Raw genomic sequence first — 24,906 nt, forward strand, 5'->3', positions numbered from 1 at the left:
CCGCNCGCGCGCCGCCGCCGCCCAGGCCGAGGTCGGCCGGCTCGCCGCCGCCCGCGACCAGGCGCGGGAACGCGCCGCCGCCGCCCGGGAGGAGTACGAACGGCTCCGGACCGAGGTCGACGACCTCGACGCCGACGACGCCGAACTCGCCGCCGCCCACGAGACCGCCAGGCGCGAACTGGCCGAAGCCGAGACCGCGCTCGCCGCCGTCCGCGAGGCCGCCGCCGACGTCGAACGCCGCCGCGCCGCCGCCCGCGCCCGGCACGACGCCCTCGCCCCCGGCCTGCGCCGCAGGGACGGCACGGGCGCCCTCCTCGACGCGGCCGGGCGCCTCACCGGCCTCCTGGGCCCCACCGCCGAACTCCTCACCGTCGCCCCCGGCCGCGAGGTCGCGCTCGCCGCCGCCCTCGGTGCCGCCGCCGACGCCCTCGCCGTCGAGGGTCCGGCCTCCGCGGCCGAGGCGATCCGGCTGCTGCGCAAACAGGACGCCGGCCGCGCCGCCCTCCTCGTCGCGGGCCCGCCCGGCCCGCCGGAAGGGCAGCGCCCCGACCTTCCGGACGGCGCCGCGTACGCCGCCGACCTGGTGCGCGGCCCGGAGAACCTGATGCCCGCCGTACGCCGCCTGCTGCGGGACGTCGTGGTCGTCGCCACCCTGGAGGACGCCGAGGGCCTGGTGCACGCCCGGCCCGGGCTCACCGCCGTCACCGCCGACGGCGACCTGCTGGCCGCCCACTTCGCGCACGGCGGCTCCGCCGGCGCGCCCAGCCTCCTGGAGGTCCGGGCGTCCGTCGACGAGGCCGCCGCCGAACTGGACGCGCTGGCCGTGCGGTACGAGGAACTCGCCGAGCACCGGGAACGGGCCGCCGCGCACCACCGGGCGTGCGCCGCCCGGGCCGAGGAACTGGGGGAGCGGCGCCGGGCGGCCGACCGGGAGAAGTCGGCCGTCGCCCGGCGGCTCGGGGGTCTCGCCGGGCAGGCCGAGGGCGCCGCCGGGGAGGCCGAGCGGGCCGCCGCGGCCGTGGTGCGCGCCCAGGAGGCCCTCGACCGAGCAGCGGAGGAGGCCGAGGAGCTGGCCGAGCGGCTGCTCGTCGCCGAGGAGGCCCCCGCCGAGGAGGAACCCGACACCTCCGTACGGGACCGGCTCGCCGCCGACGGGGCCGACGCCCGCCAGGCCGAGCTGGAGGCCCGCCTCCAGCTCCGCACCCACGAGGAACGCGTCAAGGGCCTCGCCGGCCGGGCCGACTCCCTGGACCGCGCGGCACGCGCCGAGCGCGAGGTCCGCGTCCGCGCCGAACGGCGCCGCGCGCGGCTGCGCCACGAGGCGGAGGTCGCCGCGGCCGTCGCCTCCGGCGCCCGGCAGCTGCTCGCGCACGTCGAGGCGTCCCTCGGGCACGCCGAGCGGGAGCGGTCCGAGGCCGAGACCGCCCGCGCCGCCCGCGAGCAGGAGCTGACCGCCGCCCGCGCACGGGGCCGCGCCCTCAAGGAGGACCTGGACAAACTGACGGACTCGGTGCACCGGGGGGAGGTCCTCGGTGCCGAGAAGCGGCTGCGCATCGAGCAACTGGAGAACCGCGCCCTGGAGGAGCTGGGCGTGGAGCCCGCGACACTCGTCGCCGAGTACGGGCCCGACCAGCCCGTACCGCCCCCGCCGCCCGCCGACGGCGAACAGCCCCCGGAGGACCCGGACGGCGCTCGGGGGCGGCCCTTCGTGCGCGCCGAGCAGGAGAAGCGGCTCGGCGCGGCCGAGCGGGCGTACCGGCAGCTCGGAAAGGTGAACCCGCTCGCCCTGGAGGAGTTCGCGGCGCTGGAGGAGCGGCACGGGTTCCTCTCCGAGCAGCTGGACGACCTGAGGAAGACCCGTGCCGACCTCCTCCGGGTGGTCAGGGAGGTCGACGAACGGGTCGAACAGGTCTTCACCGAGGCGTTCCGGGACACGGCGCGCGAGTTCGAGGGGGTCTTCGCGCGGCTGTTCCCGGGCGGCGAGGGGCGGCTCGTGCTGACCGATCCGGACGACATGCTGGCCACGGGCGTGGACGTCGAGGCGCGGCCGCCCGGCAAGAAGGTCAAGCGGCTGTCCCTGCTCTCCGGCGGTGAGCGGTCGCTGACGGCCGTCGCCGTGCTCGTGTCCATCTTCAAGGCGCGGCCCAGCCCCTTCTACGTGATGGACGAGGTGGAGGCCGCGCTCGACGACACCAACCTCCAGCGGCTCATCGGGCTCATGCAGGAGCTCCGGGAGAGCTCGCAGCTGATCGTCATCACCCACCAGAAGCGGACGATGGAGGTCGCGGACGCGCTCTACGGGGTGTCGATGCAGGGCGACGGGGTATCGAAGGTCGTGAGCCAGCGACTCCGCTGACACGACCGCAGGCGCCGGCCCCGCCCCGTGCGCGGCCGACCGGCCCGCCCGTCCGTCCGTCCCGGATCGCGACCCACGGACCGGGGATTCCGAGAACCGAAGGGACGACCCGAGTGGACTCTCCTCCCTCTCCACGTGGCGGACGGAGCGGGGCCGCGCACCGCAGCGGGGGGCCGCGCCCCGCGCCCGGCGGGGGCACCGGGCCCGGGAGCGCACGGTGACCGGAGCCCCGCGGCCCGGCGCGCCGGGAGTCCGGCCGGCCCGCCCCGGCAGCCTGGGCCGCGTCGTCTTCATCACGGCGGCGGCCGCGATGGGCGGTTTCCTCTTCGGCTACGACAGCTCCGTCATCAACGGCGCCGTCGAGGCCATCCGGGACCGCTACGACATCGGCTCCGGCACCCTCGCCCAGGTCATCGCCGTCGCCCTGATCGGCTGTGCCGTCGGCGCGGCCACCGCCGGCCGGATCGCCGACCGCATCGGCCGCATCCGCTGCATGCAGATCGCCGCGGTGCTCTTCACGCTCAGCGCCGTCGGCTCCGCCCTGCCGTTCGCGCTGTGGGACCTCGCCTTCTGGCGCGTCGTCGGGGGCTTCGCCATCGGCATGGCCTCCGTCATCGGCCCGGCCTACATCGCGGAGGTCGCCCCCGCCGCGTACCGAGGCCGGCTCGGCGCCTTCCAGCAGGCCGCCATCGTCGTCGGCATCGCCGTCTCCCAGCTGGTCAACTGGGTCCTCCTCAACGCCGCCGACGGCGACCAGCGCGGCGAGATCGCCGGCCTGGAGGCCTGGCAGTGGATGCTCGGCGTCATGGCCGCCCCCGCCGTGCTCTACGGCCTGCTGTCCCTCGCCATCCCCGAGTCGCCGCGCTTCCTGATCTCCGCGGGCCGCCGGGACCGCGCCCGCGAGGTGCTCGCCGAGGTGGAGGGCGGCGGAGTCGACCTCGACGCGCGCGTCGCCGAGATCGAGGCGGCCATGCGGCGCGAGCACAAGTCCACCTTCAGGGACCTGCTCGGCGGGCGTTTCGCGCTCCTGCCGATCGTCTGGGTCGGCATCGGCCTGTCGGTGTTCCAGCAACTCGTCGGCATCAACGTCGTCTTCTACTACTCCGCGGCCCTGTGGCAGTCCGTCGGCGTGGACCCGTCCGGCTCGTTCTTCTACTCCTTCACCACGTCCATCATCAACATCGTCGGCACCGTGATCGCGATGGTCCTGGTCGACCGGGTCGGCCGCAGGCCGCTCGCCCTCGCCGGCTCCGTCGGCATGGCCGTCTCCCTCGCCTTCGAGGCATGGGCGTTCTCCGCCGACCTGGTGGACGGCAGGCTCCCCGGGACCCAGGGCCTCGTGGCCCTGGTCGCCGCCCACGCCTTCGTCCTCTTCTTCGCCCTCTCGTGGGGCGTGGTCGTCTGGGTCCTCCTCGGCGAGATGTTCCCCAACCGCATCCGCGCCGCCGCCCTGGGCGTCGCCGTCTCCGCCCAGTGGCTGGCCAACTGGCTGATCACGGCCAGCTTCCCGTCGCTGGCCGACTGGAACCTCTCCGCCACGTACGTCGTGTACACGGTCTTCGCGGTGCTCTCCGTCCCCTTCGTGCTCCGGTACGTGAAGGAGACCAAGGGCAGGAAGCTGGAGGAGATGGGCTGACCCCCCGGCCCCCGCCGCCCCGGCCGCGGCCCGCGGGCACCACCGCGCGGACCCGCCGCCCCGGCCGCCACACGATCACCGGGACGGGGCGTTCCGCTGAGGGGGAGGGGCGGCGGTGTCGCGCATACTGGACGGACCATGGAATTCGTCATCCTTGCTGTAGTCATCGCCTTGGTCGCGGTCGGAGTGATCAGCGGCCTCCTCGTCGGCGGACGCCGTAAGAGACGGCTGCCGCCCGAGGCCCCGTCGACCACGCCGACCATCACCGCCCCGCCCACCGAACCGCGCGTCGGCGAGGAGGCGGAGACACCCCGCACGGAGCCCCGCCGGACCATCGAGGAGGTCGACCTCCCGACGGCGGAGGAGGCGGTCGGGACGCCCGCCGCCGTCGAGGACCCGATCGTCGCGGAGCCCCCCGTCCGCGAGATCGAGATCCCGGCGCCCGCCGCCGGACGGCTCGTCCGGCTGCGCGCCCGGCTCGCCCGCTCCCAGAACTCCCTCGGCAGGGGCCTGCTCACGCTGCTCTCCCGCGACACCCTCGACGAGGAGACCTGGGAGGAGGTCGAGGACACCCTCCTCACCGCCGACGTGGGCGTCGCCCCCACCCAGGAGCTCGTGGAGCGCCTGCGGGAACGCGTCCGGGTGCTCGGCACGCGCACGCCGGACGAACTGCGCGCCCTGCTCCGGGAGGAGCTGCTCGCCCTCGTCGGGACCGACTTCGACCGCTCCGTGAAGACGGAAGGCGGCCTGGAGACCCCGGGCGTCGTCATGGTCGTCGGCGTCAACGGCACCGGCAAGACCACGACGACCGGGAAGCTCGCCCGCGTACTGATCGCGGACGGCCGCTCCGTCGTGCTCGGTGCCGCGGACACCTTCCGCGCGGCCGCCGCCGACCAGCTCCAGACCTGGGGCGAGCGCGTCGGCGCCCGCACGGTGCGCGGTCCGGAGGGCGGCGACCCGGCGTCCATCGCGTACGACGCGGTGAAGGAGGGCATCGCGGAGGGCGCCGACGTGGTGCTCATCGACACCGCGGGCCGCCTGCACACCAAGACCGGCCTCATGGACGAACTGGGCAAGGTCAAGCGCGTCGTCGAGAAGCACGGGCCGCTCGACGAGATCCTCCTCGTCCTGGACGCCACGACCGGGCAGAACGGCCTGATCCAGGCGCGCGTCTTCGCGGAGGTCGTCGACATCACCGGCATCGTCCTCACCAAGCTGGACGGTACGGCGAAGGGCGGCATCGTCATCGCGGTCCAGCGCGAGCTGGGCGTCCCGGTCAAGCTGGTCGGTCTCGGCGAGGGCCCGGACGACCTGGCCCCCTTCGAACCGGAGGCCTTCGTCGACGCCCTGATCGGCGAGGCGTCCTGAGCCTTCCCCAGGACGGGGCGGTCGGCCGGAACGCGCGCGAGCGCCCGGCGGGCCGCCCCGCCGCCGTCCGTACCGCCCTTCACGCCGGCGTGCGACGGGCCGCGGTGCTCGGAGCGGCCAGCGGGCGGGCGGTCGGCGTACCGCCCGCCGGACCGGCCCGTGAGGGGGCGGCCACGCCCGGCCGGCGGCCGATGCCGTGGCGGCTCCCAGCGGGACGGGTGCGCGGCCCGGCGCCCCGCAGTGCACCGCGCGACGGTACGGGGCGGACGCGTCCGGGACCGCGGAGGTGTGGGACCGGGGGGCGGCGGAACCGAGGTGGTGGCGGAACCGGGGGAGGGGCGGCCGTGAGGGGCGTGTCCCCGGGACCCGCCCCGTGTCCCGGGCGGTGGACCACGGGGGCGGGTCCCGGGAGCTCGGGGTCAGGCCGCGGCCGAGCGGTGGCTGATGTAGGCCAGGGTGCCGATCAGGAGACGGGCCTGCGGCATCGTGCGGCCGGCGTCCGGGGACGGGGGGCGCAGCCAGTGGACCGGGCCCAGACCGCCGAGATCGGACGGCGGCGCCGTGATCCAGGAACCGGGGCCCAGGCACCGCAGGTCCAGGTCCGCGTCGTCCCAGCCCAGCCGGTACAGCAGCCCCGGCAGTTCGCGTGCGGCTCCCGGCGCCACGAAGAACTGGGCCCGGCGCGTCGGCGTCACGCACACCGGCCCCAGCGGCAGGCCCATGCGCTCCAGCCGCACCAGTGCCCGCCGGCCCGCCGTCTCCGCGACCTCCAGCACGTCGAACGAGCGCCCCGTAGGGAGCAGCAGCGGCGCTCCGGGGAACCGGGACCACGTCTCCGCCGCCTGTTCCCGCGGCGCTCCCGCCGGCACCTCGGGCGCGCACCCCAGCGGGTGGGCTCCCGGGGCCCCGCACGACCTGTCGCCGCAGGAGCACCGGCCGGACGCGATCCGCGCCCCGGGCACCACGTCCCACCCCCACAGACCGGTGTACCCCGCCACCAGGGCGCACTCCGTCACCCGTGTCGTGCGGCGGCGGGACCCCGGCAGCGCCAGCCCGGCCAGTCCGGTGAGACCCGTCCGCCGGGACCGCAGTTCGCGGATGCGCGTGCCGCCGATCGTGAAGCCCATGCCCCCTCCAACGGGTCGAATCGCCGATGGTCACGCTACGGAGCTTATTACTTACGGTGCGTGACCATGCCCTCCGGTCAGGCGGCGCGCGGACGCTTCCGTGGTGGTGCGTGCGCCGGCCGTGCGCCGGTTGAGCATCGACCCGCCGGGCCCCCGACCATGGCGTGTCAAGTGAATCGCGCCTTGTCCTGGAAGAGTTCATCCGAAGGGGTGGCGAATGGCGGCGTTTCCCTGACCGGCTCTCGCAGAGTGCGTGATCATGAGGCTACTTTCGGTGCCCGCGTCCCGGTGGTGTCCGCACTCGCGGAGGCACCGGGGGCGACCCGGTGTCCTGTCCGGGAAGTGCGGGCCCCAGGCGCCGCCCCGCGACCTGCGGTTTTCCGTCCGGGATCCGGCGACACGGAGATTTCAGCGGATGGGGGCTTTCCAGTGGGCGTCAGCGGCACGGACGGCACGAACGCCGGAAAGCGCCCCAACGAGCAGCTCGGCTCGTGGTTCGTGCGCAGCGGCTGGTCGAAGGGCGAGCTGGCCCGCCAGGTGAACCGCCGGGCCCGCCAGCTGGGCGCCCGCCACATCAGCACCGACACCTCCCGCGTACGGCGCTGGCTCGACGGCGAGCAGCCGCGCGAACCCATCCCCCGCATCCTCTCCGAGATCTTCTCCGAGCGCTTCGGCACCGTCGTCGCCGTCGAGGACCTCGGCCTGCGCCCCGCCCACCTGACGCCCTCGGTGTCCGGCGTCGACCTGCCCTGGGCCGGCCCGCACACCGTCTCCCTGCTCAGCGAGTTCTCCCGCAGCGACCTCATGCTCGCCCGGCGCGGCTTCCTCGGCACGTCGCTCACCGTCGCCGCCGGCCCCTCCCTCGTCGAGCCCATGCAGCGCTGGCTCGTCCCGGCCCCCGCCGCCGACCGCGCCGACCCGCCGCCGGCCCGCCGCCCGCACCGGATCTCCCAGGCCGAACTGGAGATGCTGGAGTCCACCACCGTCATGTTCCGCAGCTGGGACGCCCAGTGCGGCGGCGGGCTGCGCCGCAAGGCCGTCGTCGGGCAGCTCCACGAGGTCACCGACCTCCTCCAGGAGCCGCAGCCGACGGCCGTCTCCCGGCGCCTCTTCCGCTGCGCCGCCGAACTGGCCCAGCTCGCCGGGTGGATGAGCTACGACGTGGGGCTCCAGCCCACCGCCCAGAAGTACTTCGTCCTCGCCCTGCACGCCGCCAAGGAGGCCGGTGACAGGCCCCTCGGCTCGTACGTCCTCTCCTCCATGAGCCGCCAGATGATCCACCTGGGGCGGCCGGACGACGCCCTCGAACTCGTCCACCTCGCGCAGTACGGCAGCCGCGACTGCGCCACCGCCCGCACCCAGGCCATGCTGTACGCACTGGAGGCCCGCGCGTACGCGAACATGGGCCAGCCCGGCAAGTGCAAGCGGGCCGTGCGGATGGCCGAGGACACCTTCGCCGACACCGGCCTCGACGGCGAGCCGGAGCCCGACTGGATCCGCTTCTTCAACGAGGCCGAGCTCAACGGCGAGAACTCCCACTCCTTCCGGGACCTCGCCTACTTCGCCGGCCGCAGCCCCGCCTACGCCTCCCTCGCCGAGCCCGTCATGGAGCGTGCCGTCGAGCTGTTCGCCGGGGACGCGGAGCACCAGCGCTCCTACGCCCTCAACCTCGTCGGCATGGCCACCGTCCACCTGCTGAAGCGCGAGCCCGAACAGGCCGCGGCCAGGGTGAGGCAGGCCGTCGAAGTCGCCCGCAGCGTCCGCTCCGAGCGGGTGAACACCCGCCTGCGCAGGACCGTCGGCACCGCCGTACGCGACTTCGGCGACATCCCGGAGATCGTCGACGTCACCGACCTCCTCGCCACGGCCCTGCCCGAGACCGCCGAGGCGGTCTGACCCCCGGCCGCCTCCCGGCAGCCCCCCACAGGCCCGGCCCGTTCCCCCCGTCGCCGGGTCGACGGCCCGGCGGTTCACCGCGACACAGCACGGGGCCCCACCGCCGCGGGGGCCGCTCCGGGCCCCCGCCGCCCTCCGTGAGGACGCCTTCACCGCGTGGCCGGATACCCTTGGGGACGACCGTCCGCCCCCTAGACCCGAGGATCCGCGACCGCCGTGTTCGATACTCTCTCCGACCGCTTGGCGAACACCTTCAAAACGCTCCGGGGCAAGGGACGCCTCAGCGAGGCCGACATCGACGCCACGGCACGTGAGATCCGTATCGCGCTGCTCGAGGCGGACGTCGCCCTGCCCGTCGTCCGGGCCTTCATCAAGAGCGTGAAGGAGCGGGCCCTGGGGGCCGAGGTCTCCAAGGCGCTCAACCCCGGTCAGCAGGTCGTCAAGATCGTCAACGAGGAACTGGTCAAGGTCCTCGGCGGTGAGACCCGCCGGCTGCGCTTCGCCAAGCAGCCCCCGACCGTGATCATGCTGGCCGGCCTCCAGGGTGCGGGAAAGACCACGCTCGCCGGCAAGCTCGGCAAGTGGCTCAAGGGCCAGGGGCACTCCCCGCTGCTCGTCGCCTGCGACCTCCAGCGGCCGAACGCCGTCAACCAGCTCTCCGTCGTCGCCGAGCGCGCCGGCGTGGGCGTGTACGCGCCGGAGCCGGGCAACGGCGTCGGCGACCCGGTCCGGGTCGCGAAGGACTCCCTCGACTACGCGCGGACCAAGCAGTTCGACATCGTCATCGTCGACACCGCCGGCCGTCTGGGCATCGACCAGGAGATGATGCGGCAGGCCGCGGACATCCGCGACGCCGTCTCCCCGGACGAGATCCTCTTCGTCGTCGACGCGATGATCGGCCAGGACGCCGTCAACACCGCGGAGGCCTTCCGCGACGGCGTCGGCTTCGACGGCGTGGTCCTCTCCAAGCTCGACGGCGATGCCCGCGGTGGTGCCGCCCTGTCGATCGCGCACGTCACCGGCCGCCAGATCATGTTCGCCTCCAACGGCGAGAAGCTGGACGACTTCGACGCGTTCCACCCGGACCGCATGGCCTCCCGCATCCTCGGCATGGGCGACGTGCTGTCGCTGATCGAGAAGGCCGAGCAGACCTTCAGCCAGGAAGAGGCCGCCAAGATGGCCTCCAAGCTGGCTTCGTCCAAGGGCAAGGACTTCACGCTCGACGACTTCCTGGCCCAGATGGAGCAGGTCCGCAAGATGGGCTCCATCTCCAAGCTGCTCGGCATGCTGCCCGGCATGGCGCAGATGCGTGACCAGATCAACAACATCGACGAGCGGGACGTCGACCGCACGGCGGCGATCATCAAGTCGATGACCCCGGCCGAGCGCCAGGACCCGACGATCATCAACGGATCGCGGCGGGCGCGCATCGCGCGGGGCTCCGGCGTGGACGTCAGCGCGGTGAAGTCGCTGGTGGAGCGGTTCTTCGAGGCGCGGAAGATGATGTCGCGCATGGCGCAGGGCGGCGGCCTGCCGGGGATGCCGGGCCTCCCCGGCACGGGCGGCGCGGGCCGGCAGAGGAAGCAGCAGAAGCAGGCGAAGGGCAAGCGGCGCAGCGGCAACCCGATGAAGCGGAAGGCCGAGGAGGAGGCCGCCGCGCAGCGCCGGGAGCAGCAGGCGCAGCAGGGCGGGGCGTTCGGGCTCCCGGCGGGCCTGCCCGACGGGGACTTCGAGCTGCCCGACGAGTTCAAGAAGTTCATGCGCTGACGCCGGCCGGCAGCGGCCCGCGGGGACGGCAGGGGCACCCGCCCGCGGCGGGTGCCCCTCGGCGCGTACGGGCCCGGTGGCCGGCGGTACGGGCTACGGGATCCTGGCCACGAGGTACCGGAACACGTTCGGCATCCACACCGTGCCGTCGGGCCGGACGTGGGGGTGGAGCGCCTCGACGACCTCCTTCTCCACGGTCGTCCGGTCGCAGGCCGCCACGGCGGCGTCGAAGAGGCCGGTGGAGAGCAGTCCGCGCACGGCGCTGTCGGCGTCCGCGTAACCGAAGGGGCAGGAGACCCGGCCCGAGCCGTCGGGCCGGAGCCCGGCACGGGCGGCCACCTCCTCCAGGTCGTCCCGGCGGGCGGGACGCCAGCCCCCGTGGCCGGGCAGCCGTTCGGCGAGCCGGCCGGCGACGCGGAACACGGCGGTCGTGGCGCACCGCTCGGGCGGCCCCCAGCCGGTGAGGACGACGGCGCTGCCGCGCTCCGCGAGGGACGCGGCGGCGGTGAGGACGGGGACGAGGGCGTCGGAGTCGCCGGCCGCGCAGCCCACGGGCTGGAAGGCGGTGACGAGGTTGTACGCGGGACCGGCCGGATCGGCGGCCGCGTCGGGCGGGCCGCAGAGGAGCACGGGCTCCGGGCGGGCGCCGCCGCGGGGGCCGGGGCCGACGGCCGCCGGTTCGGGGAGCAGCCTCTCCCTGGCCAGTTCCACCCGGGCCCGGTCGGTGTCCACACCGGTGACCCGGGCTCCGCGGGCGGCGGCCATGAGGAGGGCGAGCCCCGAGCCGCAGCCGAGACCGAGGAGCCGTGTCCCGGCGCGGACCTCCAGGTGCTCGTACACCGCTTCGTAGAGCGGCACCAGCATCCGCTCCTGGATCTCCGCCCAGTCGCGGGCGCGCCTCGGCGCGTCGACGGCCGCGGGGGCCGGGGCCGGGTGGGGGTGGTGCTGGACGAGCATGGGTGTCATCGAAAGCGCCCCAATCAGCCGAGAGTCCATCTGTGCGTCCGTACCCTGATCGACAGCCCCCCGTGTGCGTGCGTTCGCACGGTCCGCAGCCAGGGAACTCCGCTTCCGTCCCCGCGTCCAGGGAGTCGGGCCGCAATGCTCGCGTGCCCCGGTCGTGCGCCCCCTGGCCCGGCACGAACCACCTCCCATAGTGGGGCCACCGTGCGGATCCCGCCACGGCAGAGGGGCCGGTGGCGCGACCCCCCGACCCTCGGGGTAACGTCGCCCGCGGTGATGCGCCGTCACCGAACGCCACGCCGCGAGCACGCACCGGCGCGCGGAGGCGGGCAGAAGCCGGGGCGTACGCCCCGAGGAGCCCGCGACCGCGCCGCTACGTACCACCTTGATGCGAGCTGTGTGGCTTTTCCGCAGATCAGCGCACTGACCCTCGTGAGGACACATCAATGGCAACTGACGGGTACGTGCAAAATATTTGGGATGCCCCGGAATGGAACCCGGCGGCTTCCCGGCTCGTTGTTCACGACGTGAGCACGACACCACCTGTCCTCGCCGCGGAGCTGGCACAGGCGTGGGCCGACATCCAGCGGCACCACCCCGAACTGCCCGATCTCGCTGCGCCCGAGTCCCTGATCGGAGAGTCCTCGTCCGCCTGCGGCGCGGAACTCTCCTTCGAGCGACTGCTCCATGAGGCAGTCCACGGCATAGCGGCCGCCCGGGGGGTCCGCGACACCTCCCGTGCCGGCCGCTACCACAATCGCCGGTTCCTGGCGATCGCCGAGGAGATGGGCCTGGACCACTCCGAGGAGCCGCACCCGAGCAGCGGTTTCTCGCTGGTCACGCTCAGCCCCGAGGCCAAGCGCCGGTACCGGCCGACGATCGAGCGCCTGCAGCGCGCGCTCAAGGCGCACAACGCCGCCACGACCACCGACACCAAGCGCACCTTCCGCGGGCCCGCCGCCCGGCACGGCTCCTCGGGTGGCGGCGTACGGGTCAAGGCGGTCTGCGACTGCGGGCGCAACGTCCGGGTGGTGCCCTCGGTCCTGGCTCAGGCGCCGATCGTCTGCGGCGGCTGCGGCAAGCCCTTCCGCATACCGGAGGCGGTGGGTGCCGCGAGGTGATCCGCGCCCGGTCCCCAGGGACCGGCGGCCGTACGGGGTGTGGCACAATGGCTAGCTGTACTCGACAGTCGAACAGGACCCCTCTCTCCTACGGCTGACGCGTCCATCGGGCACTCGGGTACCACAACCCCACGTGGCATCTCGTCGTGCCCAACCACGTCAAGACCAGGAGACACCACACCCGTGGCAGTCAAGATCAAGCTGAAGCGTCTGGGCAAGATCCGTTCGCCTCACTACCGCATCGTCGTCGCCGACTCCCGCACCCGCCGTGACGGCCGGGCGATCGAGGAGATCGGCCTGTACCACCCGGTGCAGAACCCGTCGCGCATCGAGGTCGACTCGGAGCGCGCGCAGTACTGGCTGTCCGTCGGCGCCCAGCCGACCGAGCCGGTTCTCGCCATCCTGAAGCTGACCGGCGACTGGCAGAAGCACAAGGGCCTGCCGGCCCCGGAGAAGCCGCTGCTGGCCCCGGCCACCAAGGAGGACAAGCGCGCTTCCTTCGAGGCTTTCGCCAAGTCGATCGAGGGTGACGACGCCAAGGGCGAAGCCATCACCCCGAAGGCCAAGAAGACCGACAAGAAGGCGGACGAGGCCGAGGCCGCGTCCTCCGAGTCGACCGAGGCCTGAGCATGCTCGAGGAGGCTCTCGAGCACCTCGTGAAGGGCATCGTCGACAACCCCGACGACGTGCAGGTCGCCTCGCGCGACCTGCGCCGCGGACGTGCGCTCGAGGTCCGGGTGCACCCCGACGACCTCGGCAAGGTGATCGGCCGCAACGGCCGCACCGCGCGCGCACTGCGCACGGTCGTGGGTGCCATCGGCGGCCGGGGGATCCGGGTCGACCTCGTCGACGTGGATCAGGTTCGCTGAGCGAAGTTGAACAACCGGCGCACGGGCCGGGGCGGGCTGCGGCCCGCCCCGGCCCGTCGTCGTCCGACAGGAGAGTCCAGAAAGTGCAGCTCGTAGTCGCGCGGATCGGCCGCGCCCACGGCATCAAGGGCGAGGTCACCGTCGAAGTGCGCACGGACGAGCCCGAGCTGCGGCTCGCGCCCGGCGCCGTACTCGCCACCGACCCGGCCTCCGCCGGTCCCCTCACCATCGAGAGCGGCCGCGTCCACAGCGGCCGGCTCCTGCTGCGCTTCGCGGGCGTGCGGGACCGGAACGCCGCCGAGGCGCTGCGCAACACCCTCCTCATCGCCGAGGTCGACCCGGACGAGCGCCCCGAGGAGCCGGACGAGTACTACGACCACCAGCTGATCGACCTCGACGTGGTCCTCGCCGACGGCACCGAGGTCGGCCGGATCACCGAGGTCTCCCACCTGCCGTACCAGGACCTGTTCGTCGTCGAGCGGCCCGACGGCGGCGAGGTGCTCATCCCCTTCGTGGAGGAGATCGTCACCGAGGTCGACCTGGAGGGGCAGAGGGCGGTCATCGTGCCGCCGCCCGGCCTCATCGACGACCGCGCCGTCGTCGCCTCCGCCCGCGAGGGACAGGACGCCCCCGCCGGGACCGACGCCGGAGCCGGGGACGAGGGCGGTCGCTGATGCGGCTCGACGTCGTCACGATCTTCCCCGAGTACCTCGAACCGCTGAACGTCTCGCTCGTCGGCAAGGCCCGCGCCCGCGGCCGGCTGGACGTCCACGTGCACGACCTGCGCCGCTGGACCCACGACCGGCACCACACCGTCGACGACACGCCCTACGGCGGCGGCCCCGGCATGGTCATGAAGACCGAGCCCTGGGGCGAGGCCCTCGACGAGATCACCGCCGCCGGGTACGAGGCGGGCGCCCGCGAGCCCGTGCTCGTCGTCCCCACGCCCAGCGGACGGCCCTTCACCCAGGAGGTCGCCGTCGAGTTGTCGCAGCGGCCCTGGCTGGTCTTCACCCCGGCCCGCTACGAGGGCATCGACCGGCGCGTCGTGGACGAGTACGCCACGCGGATGCCCGTGTACGAGGTGTCCATCGGCGACTACGTCCTGGCCGGCGGGGAGGCCGCCGTCCTGGTGATCACCGAGGCCGTGGCGCGGCTCCTCCCGGGCGTCCTGGGCAACGCCGAGTCCCACCGGGACGACTCCTTCGCCCCCGGCGCCATGGCCAACCTCCTGGAAGGCCCCGTCTACACCAAGCCGCCCGTCTGGCGGGGCCACGGCATCCCCGACGTCCTCCTCAGCGGCCACCACGGGAGGATCGCGCGGTGGCGGCGCGACGAGGCGCTCCGGCGCACCGCGCTGCACCGCCCCGACCTCATCGAGCGGTGCGACCCCGCCGCCTTCGACAAGAAGGACCGCGAGACCCTCTCCCTCCTGGGCTGGGCCCCCGAGCCGGGCGGCCGATTTTGGCGCAGGCCGCAGGCCGTGGAAGAATAGACCGCTGCCGTACGTCCGGCCGGCGCCCCTGCCACAGGGGGACACGACGCCGCACCCGACGCCCGGCCACCCGAACCCCGACTTTCCAGTTGCCGTCGATGACCTGTGGCATCGGCGAGGAAGCAGACGACATGTCCCACGTGCTCGACACCGTCAACGCCGCGTCCCTGCGGACCGACGTCCCGGCGTTCCGCCCCGGCGACACCGTGAACGTCCACGTTCGCGTCATCGAGGGCAACCGCTCCCGCATCCAGCAGTTCAAGGGCGTCGTCATCCGCCGCCAGGGCTCCGGCGTCTCCGAGACCTTCACCGTCCGCAAGGTCTCCTTCTCCGTCGGCGTCGAGCGCACCTTCCCGGTGCACAGCCCGATCTTCGAGAAGATCGAGCTCGTCACCCGTGGTGACGTCCGCCGCGCCAAGCTGTACTACCTCCGCGAGCTGCGCGGCAAGGCCGCGAAGATCAAGGAGAAGCGCGAGAACTGAGCCCCGGCCCAGCCCGCGCGCCCACGCTTCGGACGAGCCCTGCGGGCGGCCGGTTAGGCTCGCCCCGATGGACACCGAAGCCAAGCACATGGAGCGCGACCTCCCCCCCGACGCCGGAAGGCGACCGGAGCGGAGGTCGCGCTTCGCGCTTTCCCGGCGCACCGCGGGCCTGTTCGGCCTCGCCTGGGCCGTCGGCATGCTGCTCGTCGGCCACTTCGTCATCCAGCCCTTCCGCATCCCCAGCGGATCGATGGAGCCGACACTCCAGGTGGGCGACCGGGTGGTCGTCAACAAGCTGGCGTACCGCTTCGGGGACCGGCCCGCGCGCGGGGACGTCGTCGTCTTCGACGGAGCCGGCTCCTTCGTCCGCGGCGTTCCGGAGGGGAGCCCCGTCACCGGTCTGCTGCGCGACGCCGCGGCCGCGCTGGGCCTCGCCGAGCCCGCCGACACCGGGTTCGTCAAGCGCGTCGTGGGCGTCGGGGGCGACCGGGTGGCGTGCTGCGACCCGGCGGGCAGGATCACGGTGAACGGCGCCCCCGTCGAGGAGGCGTACCTGCATCCCGGCGACGCCCCCTCCCGGGTGCGGTTCGACGTCGTGGTGCCGGACGGCACCCTCTGGGTCATGGGCGACCACCGCAGCCGGTCCCGCGACTCCCGCGACCACCTGGGCGCGCCGGGCGGCGGCATGGTCCCCGTCGACAGGGTGATCGGCCGGGCCGACTGGATCGGCTGGCCGGCGCGGCGCTGGTCCGGCGTCGACGCGACGGACGCCTTCGGGGCCGTACCGGACGCTCCCGCTCCGGGCGGAGGCCATGGGTAGCCGCGGCCGGCGCGGCGGGCACCGCGCCGATCCCCGGGTACCCGCCGGATCGCGGGCGGCGGGCGGCCGCCCCCTGCCCGGCCGGGCCGAACGGCGCAGGCTCGCCCGCAAGGTGAAACGGCGCAGACGCCGGTCCGCGGTCAGGGAGATCCCCCTGCTCGTCACCGCCGCGGTGCTGATCGCGCTCGTCCTGAAGACCTTCCTGGTGCAGGCGTTCGTCATCCCCTCCGGGTCCATGGAGCAGACGATCCGCGTCGACGACCGGGTGCTGGTCGACAAGCTGACCCCCTGGTTCGGGGCGCGGCCGGAGCGCGGCGACGTCGTCGTCTTCCACGACCCCGGCGGCTGGCTCGGGTCCGAGCGGACGCCCCCGGAGGACACCCCGGCCGTCGTCGCCCAGCTCAAAAGGGCCCTGGCGTTCATCGGCCTGCTGCCGTCCGACGACGAGCAGGACCTCATCAAGCGGGTGGTCGCCGTCGGCGGGGACACCGTCGCGTGCTGCGACGCGGACGGGCGCGTGACGGTCAACGGCGTACCCCTGGACGAGCCGTACCTCCACCCGGGTGACGCGCCCTCGCGGATCCCGTTCGACGTCGAGGTCCCCGAGGGGCGGTTGTTCGTCCTCGGGGACCACCGCTCCGCCTCGGCCGACTCGCGCTTCCACCTCGACGGGGCGTTCCGGGGGACGATCGCGGAGGAGCAGGTCGTGGGGCGCGCCTTCGCGATCGTCTGGCCGTTCGGCCACTGGCGCGGCCTGGACGACGGGGACGCGTTCGCCTCGGTCCCGGACGCGCCGCCGGGGACCACGACGGCGCTCGGCGCGTCGCATAGTGTGTCCCCCTGGTACGCGAACGGATCGCCACGGCCCCCGACCCCTGCGGAACTCCCGCTCGTTATGGGAGTGGCGGGCCTGCCCCTGCTTCGGAGGCGGGCGAGAGGACGGACTGAGGAGTGGATGTGGGGGATCTGGCGGTCGGCGCGCGATCCGGACCCGAGGAGCCGGAGAAGGGGCGCGGGCAGCTCGCGGACCCGTCCCCCGGCCCGGGCGGGGCACCCGCCGCGGGTGTGACCGAGAGCGCGGCCGTCCCGAGCGACGCGCCGCGCGCGACCGGCGCGGGGAGCGCCGAGAACGCCGAGGGCGACAGCGTGGACGACGACAGCGTGGACGACGACGGGCAGCCGCAGCCGAAGAAGCAGCGCCCCTTCTGGAAGGAACTGCCGCTGCTGATCGGCATCGCCCTGCTGCTGGCGCTGCTGATCAAGACCTTCCTGGTCCAGGCCTTCTCCATCCCCTCCGACTCGATGATGAACACGCTGCAGCGCGGCGACCGGGTGCTGGTCGACAAACTGACCCCCTGGTTCGGATCGGAACCGGAGCGCGGAGAGGTCGTCGTCTTCCACGATCCCGGCGGCTGGCTGGACGAGCCCGCGCCCGAGCAGAACCCGCTGCAGAAGTTCCTCAGCTTCATCGGCCTGATGCCGTCGTCGGAGAAGCAGGACCTGATCAAGCGCGTCATCGCGGTCGGCGGGGACACCGTCGAGTGCAAGAAGGGCGGCAAGGTCCTCGTCAACGGCAAGACGCTCGACGAGACCGCCTACTTGTACCCGGGCTCCTCCGCGTGCGACGACGAGCCGTTCGGGCCGGTGAAGGTCCCCGACGGCCGCATCTGGGTCATGGGCGACAACCGGCAGAACTCGCTGGACTCCCGCTACCACCGGGAGCTCCCCGGAGGCGGCACGGTCTCCAACGAAGAGGTCGTGGGCCGCGCGATCGCCGTCGCCTGGCCGCTGAACCGCTGGTCGGCCCTGCCGGTGCCGGACGCGTTCGACCGGTCGGGGCTGAGCGCGGCGGCCGCGGCGGCCGGGCCCGGAGCCCTCGGGCTCGCCGGCGCCCTGCCGCTGGTGCTGTGGCGCCGCCACCGCCTCCTCGCGCGCGAGGAGGCGGTCGCGGGCCGCTGAGCGGCCCCGGGCGGACGTACCGCCCGGTAGCGGGCGCGGGTAGGGTGCCGTCCCAGGACACACGACCTCCGGAACGGGGAGCGCCGGGATGGGCGGAACGACACGTACGAGCGGCCGTCTCGGCGGCGTGCTGTCGGGGCTGGCCGTGGCCGTCGGCTGCGTGCTGTTCCTCGGCGGGTTCGCCTGGGGAGCCGTCCTGTACCGGCCCTACACCGTGCCCACCGACTCGATGACCCCCACCGTCGCGGCGGGTGACCGGGTCCTCGCCCGGCGGATCGACGGCTCCGAGGTGCGGCGCGGCGACGTGGTGGTCTTCACCGACCGCGCCTGGGGCGGCCTTCCGACGGTCAAGCGGGTCGTCGGCATCGGCGGCGACACGGTCGCCTGCTGCGACGCGGACGGCCTGCTCACCGTCGACGGCGAGCCCGTCCGGGAGCCGTACCTGCGCTCGCACGGCCGGGGCGCGAACGGGACCGCGTCGCCGACGGAGTTCGCCGTGACCGTGCCGGAGGGCCGTCTCTTCCTCCTCGGCGACCACCGCGCGGTGTCGCAGGACTCGCGCGCGCACCTCCAGGAGGAGGGGCGGGGGTCGGTGCCCCGGAGCGCCGTGACCGGCCGGCTCGACGCCGTCGTGTGGCCGCCCGGCGGGCTCGGGGAGGTCGACCGGCCGCAGGGCTTCGCCGCCCTGCCGGGCGGGGTGTCGGACCCGGGCCCCGTACGGTCGCTGGCCTGGGCCGTGGCGGCCGGCGCGGCGCTGATCCTGGGCGGGGCCGCGTACGGGCCGCTGGCGCGCCTGGGGTCGCGGCCCCGGGCGCACGGCTGACGGGCGGCACGCGGCCCCTGTGATCCGCCCCGTGCGGCGTCGGAGACGGGCCCGAGGGGGAGGCCGTGCCGTGCGGGCCGGCCGCGCGGACCCGCGTCACCGGTCCGGATCCGGACGGTGGCGCGACGGTGGGTCCACCCGTCCCCGTCCCCGTCCGCCGGGCGCCACCGGGACCGGAGGAGGGCCGGCCGGCCCGGCTCCGGCACACCGCCGCCCCCCCCGGGGCCGCCTCGCCGGGCCGGGGGGCCGCCGTGCCGCGGGGCTGAGGCGGTGGACCTCCGCCGAACTGCCGACGGCCCGTGAGACGGTGTACCCGACACGACTCGCCGGGTTGCCGCGCACGCCGCCCGGCGGGGGCCCGCCGCCCGTGCCGGTCGTCCTCCCTCCCCGGAAATCGTCCAGGGGTGCGGACGGCTGGCGCACAATGGGGGGCACGCACGGCTGAAGGGGAACATGCCATGAGCGCCGAGGACCTCGAGAAGTACGAAACCGAGATGGAGCTGAAGCTCTACCGGGAGTACCGAGACGTCGTCGGGCTGTTCAAATACGTCATCGAGACCGAGCGGCGCTTCTACCTGACGAACGACTACGAGATGCAGGTGCACTCGGTGCACGGCGAGGTCTTCTTCGAGGTGTCGATGGCGGACGCGTGGGTCTGGGACATGTATCGGCCGGCCCGCTTCGTCAAACAGGTACGGGTGCTCACGTTCAAGGACGTGAACATCGAGGAGCTGAACAAGACGGACCTGGAGCTTCCGAGCAGCTGATCCACCCGTACGGGTGGCGGGGTTTTCCACAGCGGGACCGGTTGTCCACCAAGATCCACACGGGGGCGCCCGAGGCGTCACAGTCGGCATCGGAGGTGGTGCCGCGATGAACGCCACAGGAGCACTCGGACGGTACGGGGAGAAGCTGGCGGTACGCCGGCTCGGCGAGGCGGGCATGTCCGTCCTCGCCAGGAACTGGCGCTGCGGACGGGACGGCGAGATCGACATCGTCGCCCGCGACGGCGACGCGGTCGTGGTCTGCGAGGTGAAGACCCGCCGTGAGGGGGCCTTCCAGCATCCGCTGGCGGCGATCACACGCGCCAAGGCGGAGCGGTTGAGGAGACTCGCCGAGTGCTGGCTCGACCGGCACGGCGGGCCGCCCCCGGGAGGGGTCCGCATCGACCTGGTCGGCGTGGTGCTGCCCCGTCGCGGCGCTCCCGTCGTGCACCACGTGCGGGGGGTGGCCTGATGGGGTTCGCCCGGACGTGCTCGGTGGCGCTGGTCGGCGTGGACGGGGTGGTGGTGGAGGTCCAGGCGGACCTGGAGCCGGGGGTCGCGGCGTTCACGCTGGTCGGCCTGCCGGACAAGAGCCTGTCGGAGAGCCGCGACCGGGTGCGGGCCGCGGTGGTCAACTCCGGGGCGGAGTGGCCGCAGAGGAAGCTGACGGTCGGGCTGAGCCCCGCCTCGGTGCCCAAGGCCGGCTCGGGTTTCGACCTCGCCGTCGCCTGCTCCGTGATGGCCGCGGCGGAGTTGATCGACCCGCGGGCGATCGCGGATCTCGTCCTCATCGGGGAGCTGGGCCTGGACGGGCGGGTCCGTCCGGTGCGGGGCGTGCTGCCGGCGGTCCTGGCGGCGGCCGAGGCCGGGTACGAGCACGTCGTCGTCCCCGAGCAGACCGCGGGGGAGGCGTCGCTGGTACCGGGGGTGTCGGTGCTCGGCGTGCGGAGCCTGCGCCAACTGGTCGCGGTCCTCACCGACGCGCCGGTGCCCGCGGAGGAGCCGGACGGACCGGGCAGGCCCGCCCCGATGCTGGCCGGCCTGATGGTCCCCGGCGCCGGGGCGGGTACGGGACTGGCCGCCGCCCCCGGTGACGGCCCCGACCTGGCGGACGTCGCCGGGCAGCGCGCCGCACGGCTCGCCCTGGAGGTCGCCGCCGCCGGCGGCCACCACCTGCTGCTGTCCGGCCCGCCCGGCGCGGGCAAGACCATGCTGGCCGAGCGGATGCCCGGCCTGCTGCCGCCGCTGACGCGCGGCGAGTCGCTGGAGGTGACCGCCGTCCACTCCGTGGCCGGCATCCTGCCGCCGGGAGAGCCGCTGGTGAGCCGGGCGCCGTACTGCGCGCCGCACCACTCGGCGACGATGCAGTCCCTGGTCGGCGGCGGCAACGGACTGCCGCGTCCGGGAGCCGTCTCGCTCGCCCATCGAGGTGTTCTTTTTTTGGACGAGGCTCCCGAGTTCTCGGGGAAGGCCCTGGACGCCCTGCGCCAGCCCCTGGAGTCGGGCCAGGTGGTGGTGGCGCGAGCGGCGGGCGTGGTGCGGCTTCCCGCGCGGTTCCTCATGGTCCTCGCCGCGAACCCGTGCCCGTGCGGGCGGCACAGTACGCACGGGCCCGGCTGCGAGTGCCCCCCGTCGGTGGTCCGCCGCTACCAGTCGCGCCTGTCGGGACCGCTGCTGGACCGTGTCGACCTGCGGATCGAGGTGGAGCCCGTCGGCCGCGCCGACCTGCTGGCCGCGAAGGGCGAGTCCACCGCCACGGTCGCCGCCCGTGTCCGGGCGGCCAGGGAACGCGCCGCCGCCCGCCTGGACGGCACGCCGTGGACCCGCAACGCCGAGGTGCCCGGCCATGAACTGCGGACCCGCTGGCACCCCGCCCCCGGCGCGCTGGCCGTCGCCGAACGCGACATCGAACGCGGCCTGCTCACCGCCCGCGGCCTCGACCGGGTCCTGCGCACCGCCTGGACCCTGGCCGACCTGGCCGGCCGGGACCGGCCCGGTGCCGGCGACGTCAACCTCGCGCTGGAGTTGCGCACCGGCGTCTCGCGGGGCGTACCGGCGGGTGCGGGGGGACCGCGATGACGGGGGCNGGGGAGGCACGNCGCGGACCCCTGCGGCGCACCGGCCCGGAGATTGTCATGTGTGATTCGCAAGCGCTAGCAGGTGCGCGGGCCTNCCCGGGACGCGCCGGAGGCGGACGTCGAGGGCGTCGGGAGGGCGGCGGACGAGGAGCGGGCGGCCCGGGCCGCGCTGTGCCGGGTGATCGAGCCGGGGGACGGGCACGGCGGGCGGTGGCTGCGCGAACTGGGCCCCGTGGAACTGCTGCGGCGGCTCACCGCGGAGCCGTACCGGAGCGGTTCGCTCACCGGGGCGAGCGAGCGGCGCGTCCAGGGGTACCTGGCGCGGGCGGCCCGGGTGCGGCCCGAGCAGGACCTGGAGCTGGTCGGCGGGCTCGGCGGCCGGTTCGTCGTCCCCGGCGACGCCGAGTGGCCCAGCCAGCTCGACGACCTCGGGGACGCGAGGCCCGTGGGACTGTGGGTGCGGGGCCCCGCCGACCTGCGGCGGTGGGCGCTGCGCTCGGTCGCCGTGGTCGGCGCCCGCGCGTGCACCCCCTACGGGGCGCACATGGCGGCCGTGCTCGGCGCCGGGCTGGCCGAGCGCGGCTGGGTCGTCGTCTCCGGTGCGGCATTCGGTATCGACGGCGCCGCCCACCGCGGTGCCCTCGGCGCAGGGGGTGCCACGGTCGCCGTACTGGCCTGCGGCGTCGATGCCGCCTACCCGCGCGGGCACGCCGGGCTGATCGGGCGCATCGCCCAGCAGGGCCTGGTGGTGGGGGAGCTGCCGCCCGGCGACCACCCCACGCCGGCGCGGTTCCTGCTGCGCAACCGCCTCATCGCGGCGCTCACCCGGGGCACCGTCGTCGTCGAGGCCGCGTACCGCAGCGGAGCGCTCGCCACCGCGCGCGACGCCCAGCGGCTCGGCCGCCACACCATGGGCGTCCCCGGCGCGGCGACCAGCGGACTCTCCGCCGGTGTCCACGAACTCCTGCGCGACGGGGCCGTCCTGGTGGCCGACGCCGACGACGTCGTCGAACTCGTCGGCGCCATCGGGGAGCTGGCCCCCGACCGGCGCGGCCCCGTCCTCCCGAGGGACCTCCTCGACCCGCTCACCGCACGGGTGCTCGACGCGCTTCCGCGACCCGGGCGGAGCGCGACCGTCCCCGACGTGGCGGCGGGCGCCGGGACGAGCGTTGACGACGCGCTCGGCAGGCTGTACGAGCTCCATGCCCTCGGGTACGTCGAACGACATGGCGACATCTGGCGGTTGACGGCGGCCGGGGAGCGCCACCCGAATGCCCGGCGAGGCGGTCCTTGAGCTGGAGCAATCGGGTGAAAAGGTGAATCCGGTGACCATCTCTGCCGCATCGGCGGCGGCGCGGTCACCCGCGGCCGGTCCGCCGCCCCCATTCGAAGATGCGGCCGATGGCGTGATCCCGCCTAAGGACGATCCCGCTCGTCTTCGCTCACTGCGACGGCCCAGTCACGCTACGCTCACCGCTACCTCCCGTCCATCCCCGCTCACCACGGCAGAACGGCTCAAGGCGACGCATGCCCCAGCACACCTCCGGGTCCGACCGCGCTGCGGTCCCGCCGCCCGCCGCCCGGGGCGGCGGGCGGCCGGCCGCCCCCTCGTCGCTGGACGAACTGTGGCGGTCGTACAAGGAAACGGGCGACGAGCGGCTGCGGGAACAGCTGATCCTGCACTACTCGCCCCTCGTGAAGTACGTCGCGGGCCGGGTCAGCGTCGGCCTCCCCCCCAACGTCGAACAGGCCGACTTCGTCTCCTCCGGGGTCTTCGGCCTGATCGACGCCATCGAGAAGTTCGACATCGAGCGGTCGATCAAGTTCGAGACCTACGCGATCACCCGCATCCGCGGCGCCATGATCGACGAACTGCGGGCCCTGGACTGGATCCCCCGATCCGTCCGCCAGAAGGCCAGGGCCGTGGAGCGCGCCTACGCCACCCTGGAGGCCCGGCTGCGGCGCACCCCCTCCGAGAGCGAGGTCGCCGCCGAGATGGGCATCCCCGTCGAGGACCTCCACGCCGTCTTCAGCCAGCTGTCCCTGGCCAACGTCGTCGCCCTCGAAGAACTGCTGCACGTCGGCGGCGAGAACGGCGACCGCCTCATGGACACCCTGGAGGACACCGCCGCCGACGACCCCGTCGAGATCGCCGAGGGCCGCGAGGTGCGCAGGCTGCTCGCCCGGGCCATCAACACCCTCCCGGAACGGGAGAAGACCGTCGTCACGCTCTACTACTACGAGGGCCTCACGCTCGCCGAGATCGGCAACGTCCTGGGCGTCACGGAGAGCCGCGTCAGCCAGATCCACACCAAGTCGGTCCTCCAGCTCAGGGCGAAACTGGCCGACGTCGGGCGCTGACCCGGGACGGCCCCCGGGGTCGAACGGACGCCCGTACAGTGGGACCCGTGCCAAGGATTCGAGCGGCCTCCGTGGCCGAGCACCGGACGATGCAGCGCGCCGCCCTGCTGGACGCGGCGCGCTCCCTGCTGTCCGAGGGCGGGACGGAGGCGCTGACCTTCCCCGCCCTCGCCGAACGCACCGGCCTCGCCCGGTCGTCGGTGTACGAGTACTTCCGCTCCCGCGCCGCCGTCGTCGAGGAGCTGTGCGCGGTCGACTTCCCCGTCTGGGCCGCGGAGGTCGAGACCGCCATGGAGCGGGCGGCCACCCCGGAGGCGAAGGTCGAGGCGTACGTGCGCCGCCAGCTGGAACTCGTCGGCGACCGCCGGCACCGCGCGGTCGTCGCGATCTCCGCCAGCGAACTGGACGACGGCGCCCGCGAGAAGATCCGCGCCGCCCACGGCGGCCTCGTCGCGATCGTCGTCGAGGCGCTCGCCGAACTCGGCCGGCCCGAGCCGCGGCTCACCGCGATGCTCCTCCAGGGCGTCGTCGACGCGGCCGTCCGCCGCATCGAACTCGGCGCCGCCGAGGAGCCGTCCGCCATCGCCGACACGGCGGTCGCCGTCGTGCTGCGCGGCGTCGCCCGCCCCTGACGCCGCGCGGCCCTCACCGCGGGGGGAGCAGCCGGGAGGGCGGGCGGCGCCCCGGCGGCAGGAGCGACAGCGGGTCCAGGTAGGCCTCGCCCCGCCTCAGCCCCCAGTGCAGGCACGTGCCCGCGCAGTGCGACGCCGCGTCGGCGGACGTCAGGGCGACCACCTGCCCCGCCCGCACCCGTGCCCCGGTCCCCACCAGGGCCCGCACCGGTTCGTACGTGATCCTCGACGGCACCGTGCCCGGCGGCGCGGCAAGCGTCACCACCAGCACGCCCCGACCCGCCACCGGCCCCGCGAACGACACCCGCCCCGCGGCCGCCGCCCGCACCCGCGTGCCCGGCGGCGCCGCCAGGTCGACANCCCGGTGCCCCCGCCCGTACGCCGACGCG

Annotated in this window: 22 protein-coding genes and 3 pseudogenes; 22 read left to right on the forward strand and 3 right to left on the reverse strand. The window is 74.5% G+C overall.

Going from position 1 to position 24,906, the window contains the following annotated elements:
• Positions 1–5: 5 nt before the first annotated feature.
• From MW084_RS19445 to ftsY, 3 genes are all read left to right on the forward strand, one after another.
• A partial coding sequence (locus MW084_RS19445) for an AAA family ATPase (RefSeq protein ID WP_275563714.1) occupies positions 6–2,356 on the forward strand: 2,351 nt, incomplete at its 5' end.
• Positions 2,357–2,573: 217 nt separating this feature from the next.
• Entirely contained in the window at positions 2,574–3,992 is a 1,419-nt protein-coding gene (locus MW084_RS19450; RefSeq protein WP_275563715.1) for a sugar porter family MFS transporter, read from the forward strand.
• A 138-nt stretch (positions 3,993–4,130) separates the two neighbouring features.
• Complete coding sequence (gene ftsY / locus MW084_RS19455) at positions 4,131–5,360, forward strand: signal recognition particle-docking protein FtsY (protein ID WP_029553931.1); 1,230 nt, start codon at positions 4,131–4,133, stop codon at positions 5,358–5,360.
• Positions 5,361–5,779: 419 nt separating this feature from the next.
• Here the strand turns inward: ftsY and MW084_RS19460 are convergent, their stop codons facing one another.
• On the reverse strand, positions 5,780–6,487 hold the full coding sequence (locus tag MW084_RS19460; RefSeq protein WP_010476192.1) for a bifunctional DNA primase/polymerase: 708 nt from the start codon (positions 6,485–6,487) through the stop codon (positions 5,780–5,782).
• 429 nt (positions 6,488–6,916) lie between these two features.
• Here MW084_RS19460 and nsdA point away from each other — a divergent pair, with 429 nt between their 5' ends.
• On the forward strand, positions 6,917–8,383 hold the full coding sequence (gene nsdA / locus MW084_RS19465; RefSeq protein WP_010476191.1) for a transcriptional repressor NsdA: 1,467 nt from the start codon (positions 6,917–6,919) through the stop codon (positions 8,381–8,383).
• A gap of 216 nt (positions 8,384–8,599) precedes the next feature.
• Entirely contained in the window at positions 8,600–10,150 is a 1,551-nt protein-coding gene (gene ffh, locus MW084_RS19470) for a signal recognition particle protein (protein ID WP_255114319.1), read from the forward strand.
• A gap of 93 nt (positions 10,151–10,243) precedes the next feature.
• On the opposite strand, the gene MW084_RS19475 is transcribed toward ffh, so the two are convergent.
• Positions 10,244–11,116, reverse strand: a complete 873-nt coding sequence (locus MW084_RS19475; protein ID WP_193789345.1) for a methyltransferase domain-containing protein — start codon at positions 11,114–11,116, stop codon at positions 10,244–10,246.
• Positions 11,117–11,640: 524 nt separating this feature from the next.
• Between MW084_RS19475 and MW084_RS19480 the strand changes: the two genes are divergently transcribed.
• The 17 genes and pseudogenes from MW084_RS19480 (at position 11,641) to MW084_RS19560 (ending at position 24,517) form a co-directional block, all read left to right on the forward strand.
• A complete protein-coding gene (locus tag MW084_RS19480; protein ID WP_010471021.1) occupies positions 11,641–12,234 on the forward strand; it encodes a hypothetical protein in 594 nt (197 codons plus the stop codon).
• 183 nt (positions 12,235–12,417) lie between these two features.
• On the forward strand, positions 12,418–12,861 hold the full coding sequence (rpsP, locus tag MW084_RS19485; protein ID WP_010471023.1) for a 30S ribosomal protein S16: 444 nt from the start codon (positions 12,418–12,420) through the stop codon (positions 12,859–12,861).
• A 2-nt stretch (positions 12,862–12,863) separates the two neighbouring features.
• Complete coding sequence (locus tag MW084_RS19490) at positions 12,864–13,103, forward strand: RNA-binding protein (RefSeq protein WP_010471025.1); 240 nt, start codon at positions 12,864–12,866, stop codon at positions 13,101–13,103.
• Between the two features lie 83 nt (positions 13,104–13,186).
• Positions 13,187–13,777: a ribosome maturation factor RimM gene (gene rimM, locus MW084_RS19495; RefSeq protein WP_010471026.1), complete on the forward strand. Its 591-nt coding sequence runs from the start codon at positions 13,187–13,189 to the stop codon at positions 13,775–13,777.
• Positions 13,777–14,598, forward strand: a complete 822-nt coding sequence (gene trmD / locus MW084_RS19500) for a tRNA (guanosine(37)-N1)-methyltransferase TrmD (protein WP_010471028.1) — start codon at positions 13,777–13,779, stop codon at positions 14,596–14,598. The genes rimM and trmD overlap by 1 nt, the downstream gene beginning before the upstream one ends.
• A 131-nt stretch (positions 14,599–14,729) precedes the next feature.
• Positions 14,730–15,080 carry a 50S ribosomal protein L19 gene (gene rplS / locus MW084_RS19505; protein WP_010471030.1) on the forward strand — a complete coding sequence of 117 codons (351 nt, stop codon included), beginning with the start codon at positions 14,730–14,732 and terminating at the stop codon, positions 15,078–15,080.
• Positions 15,081–15,147: 67 nt separating this feature from the next.
• Entirely contained in the window at positions 15,148–15,900 is a 753-nt protein-coding gene (lepB, locus tag MW084_RS19510) for a signal peptidase I (protein ID WP_010471032.1), read from the forward strand.
• Positions 15,893–16,952, forward strand: a pseudogene (gene lepB, locus MW084_RS19515) (signal peptidase I); the annotation flags it as partial. The gene lepB (MW084_RS19510) and the pseudogene lepB (MW084_RS19515), both read left to right, overlap by 8 nt.
• Positions 16,867–17,859, forward strand: a complete 993-nt coding sequence (gene lepB, locus MW084_RS19520) for a signal peptidase I (RefSeq protein WP_039829366.1) — start codon at positions 16,867–16,869, stop codon at positions 17,857–17,859. The pseudogene lepB (MW084_RS19515) and the gene lepB (MW084_RS19520), both read left to right, overlap by 86 nt.
• Positions 17,860–17,947: 88 nt before the next feature.
• A complete protein-coding gene (gene lepB, locus MW084_RS19525) occupies positions 17,948–18,682 on the forward strand; it encodes a signal peptidase I (protein WP_029553532.1) in 735 nt (244 codons plus the stop codon).
• A gap of 247 nt (positions 18,683–18,929) precedes the next feature.
• Positions 18,930–19,127: pseudogene (locus MW084_RS19530) on the forward strand (hypothetical protein); the annotation flags it as partial.
• A 13-nt stretch (positions 19,128–19,140) separates the two neighbouring features.
• Positions 19,141–19,449: a DUF2469 domain-containing protein gene (locus MW084_RS19535; protein WP_010471039.1), complete on the forward strand. Its 309-nt coding sequence runs from the start codon at positions 19,141–19,143 to the stop codon at positions 19,447–19,449.
• 106 nt (positions 19,450–19,555) lie between these two features.
• A complete protein-coding gene (locus MW084_RS19540; RefSeq protein ID WP_010471040.1) occupies positions 19,556–19,918 on the forward strand; it encodes a YraN family protein in 363 nt (120 codons plus the stop codon).
• Entirely contained in the window at positions 19,918–21,525 is a 1,608-nt protein-coding gene (locus tag MW084_RS19545; RefSeq protein WP_010471041.1) for a YifB family Mg chelatase-like AAA ATPase, read from the forward strand. The genes MW084_RS19540 and MW084_RS19545 overlap by 1 nt, the downstream gene beginning before the upstream one ends.
• Positions 21,526–21,619: 94 nt before the next feature.
• Positions 21,620–22,818: pseudogene (gene dprA, locus MW084_RS19550) on the forward strand (DNA-processing protein DprA); the annotation flags it as partial.
• Positions 22,819–23,051: 233 nt separating this feature from the next.
• Complete coding sequence (gene whiG, locus MW084_RS19555; protein WP_010471043.1) at positions 23,052–23,885, forward strand: RNA polymerase sigma factor WhiG; 834 nt, start codon at positions 23,052–23,054, stop codon at positions 23,883–23,885.
• A 71-nt stretch (positions 23,886–23,956) separates the two neighbouring features.
• Positions 23,957–24,517: a TetR/AcrR family transcriptional regulator gene (locus tag MW084_RS19560; protein ID WP_029553533.1), complete on the forward strand. Its 561-nt coding sequence runs from the start codon at positions 23,957–23,959 to the stop codon at positions 24,515–24,517.
• Positions 24,518–24,530: 13 nt separating this feature from the next.
• On the opposite strand, the gene MW084_RS19565 is transcribed toward MW084_RS19560, so the two are convergent.
• Positions 24,531–24,845: a peptidoglycan DD-metalloendopeptidase family protein gene (locus MW084_RS19565; RefSeq protein WP_420833772.1), complete on the reverse strand. Its 315-nt coding sequence runs from the start codon at positions 24,843–24,845 to the stop codon at positions 24,531–24,533.
• Positions 24,846–24,906: the final 61 nt, after the last annotated feature.

Source organism: Streptomyces sudanensis (assembly GCF_023614315.1).
GTDB classification, from domain to species: Bacteria; Actinomycetota; Actinomycetes; order Streptomycetales; family Streptomycetaceae; genus Streptomyces; species Streptomyces sudanensis.